Here is a 13,048-nt window from a genome sequence, read left to right as displayed (position 1 = left end):
ACAAGAAGAAACAACACAGAAATGGCAGTTTACACGGATGTATCCGACGAGGAGCTCGCCGCTTTCGTCGCGGGATACGATATCGGCGGCGTGCTCGCCTGCAAGGGCATCGCGGAAGGGGTCGAGAACTCCAACTTCCTGCTGCATACGGACGCCGGGTATTTCATTCTCACCCTTTATGAAAAGCGCGTCGATCCGGCGGATCTTCCCTTCTTCATTGAGTTGATGCGCCATCTCGCCGACAAGGGCATCTCCTGTCCGACACCGGTCGCCGCGCGCGACGGCGCGATGCTCGGCCAACTCGCCGGCCGCCCGGCCGCGATCATCACCTTTCTCGACGGAATGTGGGTGCGCCGTCCGAAGCGCGATCATTGCGCAGCCCTTGGAAAGGCGATGGCCGAATTCCACCTCGCGGGCGCAAATTTCCGGATGACCCGCACAAACACCCTGTCGGTCGACAGCTGGCGGCCGCTTCTGGCCGATTCCATCGACCAGGCCGACACGATCAGCGAAGGGCTCGCCGATGAGCTGACCGCCGAACTCGATCACCTGGAGGCTCACTGGCCGCGCAACCTGCCGGGCGGCGTGATCCATGCGGACCTTTTCCCCGACAATGTGTTCTTTCTCGGCGACCGGCTGTCGGGCCTGATCGACTTCTATTTCGCCTGCAACGACGCCTTCGCCTACGACGTCGCGATCTGCCTGAATGCCTGGTGCTTCGAGCCGGATCTCTCCTTCAACGTCACCAAGGCGCGCGCTCTGCTGAATGCCTATCGCGCGGTGCGGCCCTTCACTCCGGCGGAATTCGATGCGCTGCCGCTGCTGGCACGCGGCGCGGCCCTGCGCTTCCTTCTGACCCGCCTGCACGACTGGCTGCGCGTTCCCGAAGGCGCGCTGGTGACGCCGAAGGATCCGATCGAGTACCTGAAGAAGCTGCGCGTCCACCAGCGCGTTTCCACCGCAACCGATTACGGCCTGACGGGATGAGCGGCGTGAGCGACACCGCATCGCGCGTGACGATCCACACCGATGGCGCCTGCTCGGGCAATCCGGGGCCCGGCGGCTGGGGCGCGCTGCTGCGCTTCGGGGACAATGAGCGCGAATTGTGCGGCGGCGCGGCGCAGACCACCAACAACCGGATGGAACTGACGGCAGCGATCGAGGCGTTGAACGCGCTGAAACGGCCCTGCGCGGTGGATCTGCACACCGACAGCACTTATGTGCGCGACGGCATCACCAAGTGGCTGCACAACTGGAAGCGCAACAACTGGAAGACCGCCGACAAGAAGCCGGTGAAGAACGCGGAACTCTGGCAAAGCCTGGACGAGGCACGCAAGCGCCACGAAGTGGTCTGGCACTGGGTGAAGGGCCATGCCGGCCACGACGACAACGAACGCGCCGACGAGCTTGCGCGGCGCGGCATGGCGCCGTTCAAGGGCTGAGCGCGTCGGGCGCACCCGCCGGACCGCATCCACCGTTTGGAGCGCGTGTCAGACGCTGAGCGCTTCCATCTCCGCCTGAAGCAGCTTCGTCGCCTCGGAAGCTTCCATCGGCTGACCGTAGAGGAAGCCTTGCGCGAATTCGCAGCCGAGCTGATGCAACTCCAGCGAATCCGACTCCGTCTCCGCGCCTTCCGCCACCACCTGCATGCCGAGGTCGTGCCCGAGTGCGATAATCGAGCGCAGGATCACCGGCCGCGCACTGCGACCATTCGGCCGCACGAAGGACTGGTCGACCTTGATGGTGTCGAAGCGGAAGCGCTGCAGATAGCTGAGCGAGGAGTAGCCTGTGCCGAAGTCGTCCAGCGACAAGCCGGCACCGAGCGCGCGCAGCCGCTCCAGCATGCGCGCGGAGTATTCCGGATTGGCCATCACCACGGATTCGGTGAGTTCCAGCTTCAGCGTTCCCGGCTCCAGCGAGGAGCGCGACAGCACCTGTTTCACGTCATTGATCAACTCATGCCGCAGGAGTTGCAGCGACGACACGTTGACGCTGATGAAATGGGGAACGGGGACCCGAAACTTCGACTGCCACTCCGACAATTGTCGCGCGCTGCGGTCGAGCACGAAGAGACCCAACTCGTTGATCAGGCCCGACTGTTCGGCGATGGGGATGAACTCCGTCGGCGAGATCGCCCCGCGGCGCGGGTGATTCCAGCGCGCCAGAACCTCGAAGCCTGCGATGGACCGGTCCGCCAGACGCACGATCGGCTGGTAGAATACCGTGATCCCGTCGGTGTTGAGCGCCTTGCGCAGATCCGCTTCCAGTTCGACCCGGCTCGCACCGCTGGACTGAAGCGAGGGGCGGAACACCTCGACGCGGTCGCCGCCCATGCGCTTGGCATGGTTCATTGCGACATCGGCCTCGCGCATCATCTCGGGTGCGCCGACCTCGCTGTCATTTCCCTCATAGATGGCGATGCCGACCGAAGAGGTGAGAAAGACTTCCTGATCGCCGAATGTGATCGGGGAACGCACCGCCCTGCGAATGGCGTCGGCAAAGGTCGCCACACGGTCGGCCGAGGGCTCTGACAGAAGCAGCAGCCCATAGGTGTCGCCGCTCAATCGTGCGAGCGCATCCTGAGGCTTGAGTTGACGCGAGATCCGGCGTGCGACCGTCAACAGGATGCTGTCGCCGGCCGACAGGCCGATTGAATCATTGACCTGCTTGAAGCGGTCGAGATCGATCATCAACACCGACGGGCGCGCCAATCCTTCCGCACGTGCACGGGCAAGCGCCGCCTGAAGGCGGTCGAGGAAAAGCTCTCGGTTCGGCAGTCCCGTCAGATTGTCATGCACCGCATCATGCAACAGCCGCTCCTCCGTCACCTTCTGTTCGGTGATGTCGAGCAGCGTGCCGACGCAGCGGATCACCTCGCCATCGGAGCCGATAATCGGGCGCGCGCGCAGGCGAAACCAGCGATAGTGTCCATCCTCGGACCGCAGGCGGAAAGCCTGCGAGATGCGGCCGCGGCGCTGATCGATGACCGCGTCCAGCGTGCCGCGGAACGTGTCGCGATCCTGCGGGTGAAGGATATCGAGCCAGTCACGTGCCGGCCCTTCGAGAAGCCCCTGCTTGAGGCCAAGCAGTTCTTCCACCTCGTTGCCGGTGGAGATGCGGTCGCGGTCTATGTCCCAGTCCCAGATAATGTCGCCGCAGCCGGTCAGCGCCAGGGCGCGCCGTTCCACATCCGAAATCAGCCCCTGCGCGATGGCGCCGCCGGCGAAGGCATGCTGCATCACCGTGAAGCCGATCAGGAGCACCACCAGCACCAGCCCGCCCGCGAGCGCCGGCTGCACGATGTCATTGGCGAGCGCACCCGTAACCGTCATGCCCGCGCCGACAAGCCACGACAGCAACAACACCCACGTGGGCACGAGCATGATCGCCCGGTCGTAACCCTGCGCCACCAGGGCGACGATGATCGCAAAGCCCAGCACACCGATGATGCCGAGCGAGATACGGGCAATGCCGGCGGCGACAGACGGATCCCAGACCGCGACGCCCAGGAGGCCGAGCACCAGGATCAGCGTCGCCAGCGCCAGGTGGGAGTAGCGGATGTGCCAGCGGTTCAGGTTGAGATAGGCGTAGAGAAAGATGATCAGGCTGGCGGCAAGGGCAACCTCCGCGCAAGCGCGGTAGAGCTGCTCGTCGCCCGGCGTGATTTGCAGCACCTTGTTCCAGAAGCCGAAGTCGATGGTCAGATAGGCCAGCACCGACCACGCAAGCGTGGCCGTCGCCGGGAACATGATGGTTCCCTTGACCACGAATAGGATGGTCAGGAACAGCGCCAGAAGGCCGGAAATGCCCAGAATAATGCCGCGATAAAGCGTATAGGCGTTGACCGTGTCCTTGTAGACATCCGGCTCCCACAAGCGGATCTGCGGGAGGTTTTCGGTTCTCAGCTCAACCACATAGGTGACCACGGCACCGGGATCGAGCGTGACGAGAAAGACATCCGCCTCCTGGCTCGACTGGCGCTCCGGGGCAATGCCCTGGCTGGGCGTAATCGAGGCAATGCGCGACGCACCGAGGTCCGGCCAGATCAGCCGCGATCCGACAAGCTGAAAGAACGGCGCGACGATCAGGCGGTCGATCTGTTCGTCGCCGGGGTTCGACAGCGCGAAGACCGCCCAGCTGGTGTTTTCATCGTCGCGGGAATTCACCTCGATGCGGCGCACGATGCCGTCGGCGCCGGGCGCCGTCGAAACCTGCAGGCTCGCCCCGGTGCCCGCGTAGAGATCCACGGCGGACGTGAGGTCGATCGCATCGGCGTTCGCGGGCACCTCGACAGCCTCCAGCGCGGCGACCGGAGCCAAAGTGGCAAGCCACGCTGTGAGCGCGAGGAGGAAAACTTTCAGGAAACGCAACCGTATTACCCGCTGAGATTTTGCCCTAACGATGTCGCGGACACATATCGGCATCCGTACCATCTCACAAGATTTCTTTCTGGCCGCCGGGCTGGCCGAGGGGTCGCACACCCTGCCCCCGCCACACCGGCGTCAGACGGGCCGGAGCCTCACGACCATCCACGACAGGATCGGGATCGCTGGAAAGGCGGGCGAAAAGTACATGGTCCTGCCAGTCGCCTGCGATGCGCAGATACCGGCGGGCAAAGCCTTCGACCTGAAATCCGGCCTTTTCAAGGAGGCGTCGGGACGCCTCGTTGTGCGGCAGGCAGGCCGCCTCGACCCGGTGCAGCGCAAGCTCTCCGAAGGCGAATCCGACCAAGACGCGAACGGCGGCGGTCATATAGCCCCGCCCCGCATAGGGTGCGCCCATCCAGTAGCCCAGGGCGCAGGTCTGCGCGACGCCCCGGCGCAGGTTCGAAAGGGTCGCGCCCCCGACAAGCGCGTCATCCTCAGCGCGAAAGATGAAGAACGGATAGGCGCGGTCGTCCCGCATTTCGCGGGCGTAGCGGCGCAGGCGTCGGCGGAAGGCGGGGCGGGTCAGTTCGTCGCGCGCCCAAAGCGGCTCCCAGGGCTGCAGAAACGCACGGCTGTCCTCGCGCAGGCGCGCCCAGTCCGCGTGATCATGGGGGGCGGGCGCGCGCAGACGCACCCCCTCGCCCGCCAGAATCCGCGCCGCTTCCTGTCCTCCGAGACCCCGCAGAAACGACATGCCGGTCTCCGTTTCGATCAGGCGCCAACGGCCCGTGCCAGCCGGTGACCGAGGCTTTGCGCGACGTCGTCGGCGCTGAGGACCACACTGGCCGGCCCCACCGTCGACAGGGTCGGCGCGGTGGCGAAGGTCGTGGCCGCCACCCGCTTGAGGCAGTCGAGCGTCACCCTATCGATGCGCGCCTGAATTTCCTCAAGCGACATGACATGATCGTGGATCATCAACTGCCGGGCGATCTGTCCGGCGCGCGCGGCGGGGCTTTCCAGCGACATCATCAGGCCGGCGCGGATCTGCGCCTTGGCACGGTCGAGATCGTCCTGGGCGATGCCGGCGGCCGCGCCCGCAAGCTCCTCCATCAGCGCCGGAAACAGCTCTGCCACATCCTCCTCGCCGGTTGCTGCGTGAATGGCGAAGACGCCTGTGTCGCGAAACGCCCAGTGAAAGGAATAGATCGCGTAGCACAGGCCCAGACGCTCGCGGATTTCCTGGAACAGGCGTGAGGACATGCCCCCGCCCATGACGGAGGCCAGAACCTGAATGGCATAGTAGTCCGGCGCCTTGTAGGGCTGCCCCTGAAAGCCGAGCACGAGTTGCACCTCCATCAGGTCGCGCTCGATGCGCCCGGTGCCGCCGGTGTAATGCGCCGGCGCAAGGTCGGGCGTGGCCTTGGACGACAGGCCGCCGAAGCGGTCCCTGGCAAGTTCGACCAGCGCATCGTGATCGACCGCGCCGGCCGCCGCCAACACCATGTTGTCGCCCCGGTAGTTGTCGGCGAGATAGGCTCTCAAATCATCCGGCGTGAAGCTCATCACCGTTTCGCGGGTGCCCAGAATCGGCCGGCCGATCGCCTGGCGGGCCCAGGCGGTCTCCTGGAACTGGTCGAAGACCTTGTCGTCGGGCGTGTCATGGGCCGCCCCGAGTTCCTGCAGGATCACGTGCTTCTCGCGCGCCAGCTCCTCCTCGTCGAAGGCCGAGTTCTGGAGAATGTCGGCGATCATGTCGACGGCGAGAGGGACATCCTCGGCCAGAACGCGCGCATGATAATTGGTGTGCTCGACGCTGGTCGCCGCGTTCAGTTCACCGCCGACCGCCTCGATCTCCTCGGCAATCCGGCGGGCAGAGCGGGTCGCCGTGCCCTTGAAGGCCATGTGTTCCAGAAGATGGGTGATGCCGTTCTGCTCCGGCAGTTCGGAGCGCGACCCCGCCTCGACCCAGACCCCCAATGCAGCGGTGCGCAGGTGGGGCATCGTGTCCGTCACGACCCTCAGGCCGTTTTCGAGCCGGGTCGTGCGTACATTCATCAGCCAACCTCCAGTCCGACCGCGCGGGCCGTGGAAAGAATATGCGCCTCGACGCTTTCGCGTGTCGCATCGAGACGTTCGAAGCGTTCCGCCGCCTGCATCATCGGCGCGAGCGTCGGTGGCAGGGCGGGCCGCACACCGCAGGCCGCCTCCACCGCGTCCGGGAACTTCGCCGGATGGGCGGTCGCAAGCACCACCATGGGCGCAGAACCGGCCGGACGGTGTTCGGCCACATGCAGACCGATCGCCGTATGCGGATCGAGCAGATAGCCGCTCTCCTTCAGCGTGCGCGCGATGGTCGCGGAAATCTCCGCCTCGCTGGCGCGTCCGGCGTCGAAGCGCTCCCGGATCGCCTCAAGCGCCGGCGCGGCGAGCGTGAAGCCGCCCGACTGGCCAAGACGGGCCATCAGCCGGCGGATCTCGCCGCCGTCGTGCCCGTGCACATCATGGAGCAACCGCTCGAAGTTCGACGAGATCTGGATGTCCATCGACGGCGCGATGGTCGGCATCACGCCGCGCGTCTCATAGGCGCCGCTTTCAAGCGTGCGGGTGAGAATGTCGTTGGAATTGGTGGCGATCACCAGCCGCTCGATCGGCAGGCCCATCTTTGCTGCGACGAAGCCTGCGAAGATATCGCCGAAATTACCGGTCGGCACGGTGAAGGAAACGGGCCGGTGGGGCGCGCCAAGTACCGCACCCGCGACAAAATAATAGACGACCTGGGCGACGATGCGCGCCCAGTTGATCGAGTTGACGCCGGCGAGCTGCACCCGGTCGCGGAAGGCTGCATGGGTGAACATGCCCTTCACAATGGTCTGGCAGTCGTCGAAGGTGCCCGACAGCGACAGCGTGTGGACGTTGCTTTCCGTCGGCGTCGTCATCTGGCGGCGCTGCACGTCGGACACGCGCCCGTCGGGAAACAGGATGAAGATGTCGGTGCGTTCGCGCCCGCGAAACGCCTCGATGGCCGCGCCGCCCGTGTCTCCCGAGGTCGCGCCGACGATGGTGGCGCGTTGCCCGCGCTCGGCGAGAACGTGGTCCATCAGCCGCCCGAGCAGCTGCATGGCGACATCCTTGAAGGCGAGCGTCGGGCCGTGGAAGAGCTCCATCACGAAGCGGTTCGGCGCCAGTTGCACCAGCGGCGTCACCGCCGGATGGCGGAAACCGGCATAGGCCTCGCGGATCATTTCCGACAGGGTCGCGCGGGGAATGTCGTCGCCCACGAAAGGCGCGATCACCGCCTCGGCGACCTCGGCATAAGGCTTGCCGGCAAAACCCGCGATGGTCTCGCGCGACAGACCCGGCCAGGATTTCGGCACATAGAGCCCGCCGTCGGCGGCAAGCCCGGTCAGAAGAACATCTGCAAAGCCCAGCTCAGGGGCCTCGCCCCTCGTACTGACGTATTTCACGGTGGCGACGTCCTCCAGTTCGATCGTCCGGGCGGTCGATACGCGCCCTGCGCACCGCCCTCCGCCACGGAAGACCGGCCCGCTGTCACCAGGCTTTTCCAGCCCGGTGGAGTGTGACCCGCAGCCGACTGACGGCGGATCGTCGCTTGACGTTTGGCGGCCTCACCGTGCCGCGCACCCGCAGCTTTCCGGAAACCCGCAAATATGGCACCTGCAAGCGCCCGTCCGCCCAGCCCCTTTCGTCAAGGATACCGGCGTCCGGTCGCCGGCCGGCGTGCCCGGCGGACCATCGCGCACACTATCTCTCCGGCCCGGAACGGGCAAGCGCATTGACGGAGGCTCGAATGGATCAGGCGTGCCCGGCTTCGCTTGAAAGCATGCCGGGACTGATGCCGAGTTTGGCAAGCGCCCGATCCCATTTGCTCTCGACCGCGCGGTCGAACAGGATCGCGGGATCCGCAGGCGCGATGATCCAGCCGTTTTCCTGGATCTCCGTTTCCAGCTGTCCCGCACCCCAGCCGGCATATCCGAGCGCCAGCATGGCCTCGCTCGGCCCGCGCCCTTCCGCGATGGCGCGCAGGATGTCGAGCGTCGCCGTCAGGCAGATGCCGTCCTCGATGAGCATCGTGGAATTGTCGATGATGAAATCCTGAGAATGCAGAACGAAGCCGCGACCGGTCTCGACCGGTCCGCCGCGATGCACCTGCATGCGCGTTGCCAGGCTCGGAAGAACGATATCCGCCGCCTCGGGAATGAGATCGAGCTGGCGCAGGAGGTCTGGAAAGGTCAGATTGGCCGCAGGCTGGTTCACGACGATCCCCATCGCCCCGTCGGTCGAATGGGAGCACAGGTAAACGACGGCATGCGCGAACCGCTCGTCGGCCATCTGCGGCATGGCAATCAGCAACCGGCCCGTCAGAAAATCACTGTCCGTCATTTCGTCCCGCGTCACATGTGTCCATTGGCATTCTTGCACATTCGCCTGCCGGCCCGCACGACGGTGAACGACCGGCCGGCGCCGACTTGTCGAAAATGGCGAGCTCGGCGGTCGTCCGGTGACGTCCCGCCATACCGGCATTTCAACACGGTCGACTGTACGCCGCCTCCGGGCGAATGTTAACCGCTTCCTGTTTCCCCGGCTCCGCAGAGGCCACGGATCACACGGTCAATCACGCGAATTTGGTCGGGGCTGCGGTAGACCGGCCCCGGTTTTTGCGGCAACAGTGATCCCTGATCATCTCGTCAGGGCCACACTCCATGATCTCCGTCCTTCGCCTTCTGCCGGCACTTGCACTTCTTGCGGCGGCTTCGACAGCCAATGCCTCCCAGACCGACTGGCAGAATGTCACCGGCGGCAAGGTCCGGCTGATCGCGGTCGGCGCTCCCGGCGCGCCGGAGCGCACGGATGCCGCCCTCGAAATCATGCTGGAGCCCGGCTGGCACACCTACTGGCGCTTTCCCGGCGAGGCGGGCATTCCGACCAACGCCGACTTCAGCCGCTCGGTCGGCTTGACGGACGTCCGGCTCGGGTATCCCGCGCCCGAGCGATACGATGACGGCACCTCCACCTCGATCGTCTACAAGGATCGTGTGGTCCTGCCGGTCGATTTCACGCTGACGGATGTCGACGGCACGGCAACGCTTGCCGCCGATGTCCTGTTCGGCGTGTGCAGCGATATCTGCGTCCCGGCGCAGGCGTCGCTGTCGCTGGAAATCCCGCCCGCCGCCGACACGCTGCAGCACCGCATGGCAATCACCAGCGCGCGTCTTTCCATGCCGAAAAGGCAAAACGACACGCCGCCACGCATCTCCCGGATCGTTGCCGGGCCGCAGGACGACAGCGGAGAGCGCATGCTGACCGTCGAGGTTGCGCTCGCCGGCGGCAATCTGGATGTCGACCTTTTCGCGCAAGGAGCGGACGGGTCCTACAACGAGGTGCCGCGTCTGGTCGAGCGCGACGGCACACGGGCCGTCTTCGCTCTTTCCACGCATGGTCTGGCGCGCACCGGTCAGGGGCGGCCGCTCACCTTCGTGCTGGTCAATGGCGCCGGCGCCGTCGAACACGACGTCGACGCCGACACGCTGGACCCGCGCTGACCCGTCACGCGTTTTGCGCAAGCCCTGCGTGGCCGCCGGGTCTCGACGCAGCCCCTGTCACACCCTATGTGGGCAGGTGGAGCATGGCAGTCGCCGAACGCTCCTCGTTATTCCCGCATTCAATCCGGAGATTTCAAATGACCATCAAGGCTGGGGACAAACTTCCCGACGCGACGTTCAAGATCATGACCGCAGACGGGCCGGCCGAAAAAACCGCGGCGGAGCTTTTTTCCGGAAAGACCGTGGTTCTTTTTGCGGTGCCGGGCGCCTTCACGCCGACCTGTCATCTCAATCACCTGCCCGGCTTCGTGGAACACGCCGACACGATCCGCTCCAAGGGCGTCGATGACATCGCCGTCGTGTCCGTCAACGATGTCTTCGTGATGGATGCCTGGGCCAAGGCCAGTGGCGGGGCCGACAAGATCCACTTCCTCGCCGACGGCAGCGCCGATTTCACCAAGGCCATCGGCCTGGAGCTCGATGCGTCCGGCTTCGGCATGGGCCTGCGCTCCAAGCGCTACTCGATGATCGTGAAAGACGGCGTGGTCGAGACGCTCAACGTCGAGGACACGCCGGGCACGGCAGACGCCTCCGGCGCGGCCGAGATCCTCAACCAGCTCTGATACCCGGCGCCCGGCAGTTCGCGCCGGGCGTCCCTTTCCTTTGCGGCGCGGCCTCAGTCTTGGTCGCGCCGTGCTTCCCCGCGCGCATCGTCCCCGCGCCGTGCTTCCCCGCGCGCATCGTCCCCGCGCCGTGCTTCCCCGCGCGCATAAGCAAAGAACACCGCCAGAAGCACAAGGGCCAGCCCGTACCAGGTCACCGCATATTGCAGGTGATTGTTGGTGAAGCTGACGATCGTCTCGCCGGCCTGCGGCAAGCCCGACGCCGGGGTCTGCTCCGCGCCTGCATCGATCGAATAGGGCGCGATGCGCGTGTCGGGGTCGCTCACACCGAGAGCGGCTGCCATCTTGCGGGCTTCGCGGACGAACCAGATCCCCTTGTCCGCTTCCAGCGTGAACATGTTGCCGCGTTCGTCGCGGCGCCAAAGGCCGCTGAGCGTGACCTCGCCGCCCGGCGCGGCACTGCCCGGCCGTGTCCCGGGACGCCTGCGACCATCCGGCACGAAGCCGCGGTTGACCATGACCACAAAGCCGCGATCCGCCCTGAACGGCGCATAGACGAAATAGCCAGGTCCCCCTGTCTCTCCGCGCGCATCCGCGAGGGAGATATAATAATAGACCTCGCCGTCGAGATAGCGTCCACGCACCTCGACAGGGCGGTAGTCCCAGTCGTCTGTTTCAAGGTCCGGCCAGGCCGCAGGTCCGGGCGCGGGAACCGGTGCGGCGTCGACCCGCGTTTCCACCCGCTCGATCAGGGCGAGTTTCCAGTTGAGCCGGGCGACCTGCCAGGATCCAAGCGTCAGCAGAACGGCGAAGGCGACCGCCGTCGCGAGTGCCGGCCAGAACAGCCGGCGGGCAAGAGAGCGAACGGGTCCTGACGGGGATGTCTTCGTGCCGCGGGCCGGGTCACTCGTCAAGGCGGCCCTCCTCGGCGCTGTGCCGGTACTGCTGCGCGATCATCAGACCCTTCAGCGGGCGCAACATGCCCAGACCGAGGATCAGCGTCAGCGGCAACCACAGCAGCATGTGCAGCCAGATCGGCGGCATGAAGGCGACCTCGACCACCAGCGCCAGGCCGACAACGATGAAACCGACGATCATGATGATGAACACGGCCGGCCCGTCGCCGCTGTCGGCGAAGTCGAACGCCAGGCCGCAGTTGGAACATCTCGGACGGACTGTCAAAAACCCGTGGAACAGGCGCCCCTGCCCGCAGCGCGGGCAGCGCCCGCGCAGACCGGTGCGCAAGGGGGCCTGAGGGGGGAACCGGGCCTGATCGACGGGTTTCGCCCGTTCGGATTCGGTGTCTGTCATGGGTCTTGCGCTCCCGGCGCTGTCGCCGCGCCCCTTGCAACTAGCGCGCGGCTGGGCTGGGGGCGGCGCGGTCCCGGCTGCCCGGACTTGCAGCAGATCGCGCGACCCGCCCTGGTGGCGGCCAAAGGTCGATTTGTCCGATCGACAGACCGGCGCCCGGACCTTGTGCCCCGGCCCGGTGCCCGAACGACGTTTGGCGGAAACGAAACGTCCGCGGCGAGAGATCCCGCCGCGGACGAAAACCTACACGGCGATGCGACACTTTGCTGTCGTCACACCATCCTGTCGTCGCACCGAAGTGACGGTCAGTGGCCCGTCGGACCCGATGCCCAGACATAGATCGACACGAAGAGGAAGAGCCAGACGACGTCGACGAAGTGCCAGTACCATGCGGCCGCCTCGAACCCGAAGTGCTTTTGCGGAGTGAACTGCCCCATCGACGCGCGGATCAGGCACACCAGCAGGAAAATGGTGCCGACGATCACATGGAAGCCATGAAAGCCGGTCGCCATGTAGAAGGTCGCGCCGTAGATCGACCCGGAAAATCCGAAAGCGGCATGGCTGTACTCATAGGCCTGCACGACGGAAAACAGCACGCCAAGCAGAACCGTGAGCGTCAGGCCCCACTTCAGGCCTTCCCGGTCATTGTGCAGCAGGGAATGATGCGCCCAGGTGACCGTGGTGCCCGAGGTCAGCAGGATCAAGGTGTTGAGCAGCGGAAGATGCCAGGGATCGAAGGTGGCGATGCCCTCCGGCGGCCAAACACCCCCCGTTGCCTCGACGCGCGCGTATTGCATGGCATCGCCGGTGAAGAGCGAAGCGTCGAAAAACGCCCAGAACCAGGCCACGAAGAACATCACTTCGGAAGCAATGAACAGCAGCATGCCGTAGCGCAGGTGCAGCTGAACGACCGGCGTATGATCGCCGGCGATGGATTCGCGCACCGTGTCGCGCCACCAGCCGTACATCACGTAGAGAACGATCAGCATTCCCACGGCAAAGATGCCCCAGCCGGCCAGGTCCACGCCGAACAGAAGGAATTGCTTGTCCTGGACGTATTTGAACAGACCGATCGCCCCGAGCGCCATGATGAAGGCGCCGACGCCGCCAAGGAACGGCCAGGGGCTCGGATCGACGAGATGGTAGTCGTGGTTCTTGGCGTGCGCCATGGGTGTCTCCCCCGATC

The 13,048-nt window shown here is 65.5% G+C and carries 12 protein-coding genes; 4 read left to right on the top strand and 8 right to left on the bottom strand.

Annotation, left to right across the window (positions count from 1 at the left end):
- The first annotated feature begins 21 nt into the window (after positions 1–21).
- Together thrB and rnhA are read left to right on the top strand one after the other, a co-directional pair.
- Positions 22–987 carry a homoserine kinase gene (gene thrB / locus BLU32_RS02030; RefSeq protein ID WP_093804758.1) on the top strand — a complete coding sequence of 322 codons (966 nt, stop codon included), beginning with the start codon at positions 22–24 and terminating at the stop codon, positions 985–987.
- Positions 984–1,442: a ribonuclease HI gene (gene rnhA, locus BLU32_RS02025; protein WP_093804757.1), complete on the top strand. Its 459-nt coding sequence runs from the start codon at positions 984–986 to the stop codon at positions 1,440–1,442. The genes thrB and rnhA overlap by 4 nt, the downstream gene beginning before the upstream one ends.
- A gap of 48 nt (positions 1,443–1,490) precedes the next feature.
- On the opposite strand, the gene BLU32_RS02020 is transcribed toward rnhA, so the two are convergent.
- The 5 genes from BLU32_RS02020 to BLU32_RS02000 form a co-directional block, all read right to left on the bottom strand.
- Positions 1,491–4,370: an EAL domain-containing protein gene (locus tag BLU32_RS02020; RefSeq protein ID WP_093804756.1), complete on the bottom strand. Its 2,880-nt coding sequence runs from the start codon at positions 4,368–4,370 to the stop codon at positions 1,491–1,493.
- A 64-nt stretch (positions 4,371–4,434) separates the two neighbouring features.
- The gene (locus tag BLU32_RS02015; protein WP_093804755.1) at positions 4,435–5,121 is read right to left on the bottom strand and encodes a GNAT family N-acetyltransferase; all 687 of its coding nucleotides are present in this window, start codon (positions 5,119–5,121) and stop codon (positions 4,435–4,437) included.
- A gap of 17 nt (positions 5,122–5,138) precedes the next feature.
- Complete coding sequence (locus BLU32_RS02010; RefSeq protein ID WP_093804754.1) at positions 5,139–6,422, bottom strand: pitrilysin family protein; 1,284 nt, start codon at positions 6,420–6,422, stop codon at positions 5,139–5,141.
- Positions 6,422–7,831 (bottom strand): threonine synthase, encoded by a 1,410-nt coding sequence (thrC, locus tag BLU32_RS02005; RefSeq protein ID WP_093804753.1) that lies wholly within the window; start codon positions 7,829–7,831, stop codon positions 6,422–6,424. The genes BLU32_RS02010 and thrC overlap by 1 nt, the downstream gene beginning before the upstream one ends.
- Positions 7,832–8,180: 349 nt before the next feature.
- Positions 8,181–8,768 carry a YqgE/AlgH family protein gene (locus BLU32_RS02000; protein ID WP_093810459.1) on the bottom strand — a complete coding sequence of 196 codons (588 nt, stop codon included), beginning with the start codon at positions 8,766–8,768 and terminating at the stop codon, positions 8,181–8,183.
- 320 nt (positions 8,769–9,088) lie between these two features.
- Here BLU32_RS02000 and BLU32_RS01995 point away from each other — a divergent pair, with 320 nt between their 5' ends.
- Both BLU32_RS01995 and BLU32_RS01990 read left to right on the top strand, forming a co-directional pair.
- Positions 9,089–9,928, top strand: a complete 840-nt coding sequence (locus BLU32_RS01995) for a protein-disulfide reductase DsbD domain-containing protein (protein WP_093804752.1) — start codon at positions 9,089–9,091, stop codon at positions 9,926–9,928.
- A 137-nt stretch (positions 9,929–10,065) separates the two neighbouring features.
- Positions 10,066–10,551: a peroxiredoxin gene (locus tag BLU32_RS01990; RefSeq protein WP_093804751.1), complete on the top strand. Its 486-nt coding sequence runs from the start codon at positions 10,066–10,068 to the stop codon at positions 10,549–10,551.
- Between the two features lie 53 nt (positions 10,552–10,604).
- Here the strand turns inward: BLU32_RS01990 and BLU32_RS01985 are convergent, their stop codons facing one another.
- From BLU32_RS01985 to BLU32_RS01975, 3 genes are all read right to left on the bottom strand, one after another.
- Complete coding sequence (locus BLU32_RS01985; RefSeq protein ID WP_093804750.1) at positions 10,605–11,465, bottom strand: SURF1 family protein; 861 nt, start codon at positions 11,463–11,465, stop codon at positions 10,605–10,607.
- Positions 11,455–11,862 (bottom strand): DUF983 domain-containing protein, encoded by a 408-nt coding sequence (locus tag BLU32_RS01980; protein WP_093804749.1) that lies wholly within the window; start codon positions 11,860–11,862, stop codon positions 11,455–11,457. Before BLU32_RS01980 ends, BLU32_RS01985 begins: the two co-directional genes overlap by 11 nt.
- 305 nt (positions 11,863–12,167) lie before the next feature.
- Entirely contained in the window at positions 12,168–13,031 is an 864-nt protein-coding gene (locus BLU32_RS01975; protein WP_093804748.1) for a cytochrome c oxidase subunit 3, read from the bottom strand.
- Between the last annotated feature and the right edge of the window lie 17 nt (positions 13,032–13,048).

It is taken from the genome of Stappia sp. ES.058, from assembly GCF_900105595.1.
Lineage (GTDB): Bacteria > Pseudomonadota > Alphaproteobacteria > Rhizobiales > Stappiaceae > Stappia.
The sequence above is the reverse complement of the archived record's forward strand: the minus strand, read 5'-3'. Positions and strand labels throughout refer to the sequence as shown.

Coding starts and splice junctions, on each gene's coding strand:
- thrB (WP_093804758.1), top strand. CDS start 22: ATGGCAGTTTACACGGATGTATCCGACGAGGAGCTCGCCGCTTTCGTC.
- rnhA (WP_093804757.1), top strand. CDS start 984: ATGAGCGGCGTGAGCGACACCGCATCGCGCGTGACGATCCACACCGAT.
- BLU32_RS02015 (WP_093804755.1), bottom strand. CDS start 5,121: ATGTCGTTTCTGCGGGGTCTCGGAGGACAGGAAGCGGCGCGGATTCTG.
- BLU32_RS02010 (WP_093804754.1), bottom strand. CDS start 6,422: ATGAATGTACGCACGACCCGGCTCGAAAACGGCCTGAGGGTCGTGACG.
- BLU32_RS02000 (WP_093810459.1), bottom strand. CDS start 8,768: ATGACGGACAGTGATTTTCTGACGGGCCGGTTGCTGATTGCCATGCCG.
- BLU32_RS01995 (WP_093804752.1), top strand. CDS start 9,089: ATGATCTCCGTCCTTCGCCTTCTGCCGGCACTTGCACTTCTTGCGGCG.
- BLU32_RS01990 (WP_093804751.1), top strand. CDS start 10,066: ATGACCATCAAGGCTGGGGACAAACTTCCCGACGCGACGTTCAAGATC.
- BLU32_RS01980 (WP_093804749.1), bottom strand. CDS start 11,862: ATGACAGACACCGAATCCGAACGGGCGAAACCCGTCGATCAGGCCCGG.
- BLU32_RS01975 (WP_093804748.1), bottom strand. CDS start 13,031: ATGGCGCACGCCAAGAACCACGACTACCATCTCGTCGATCCGAGCCCC.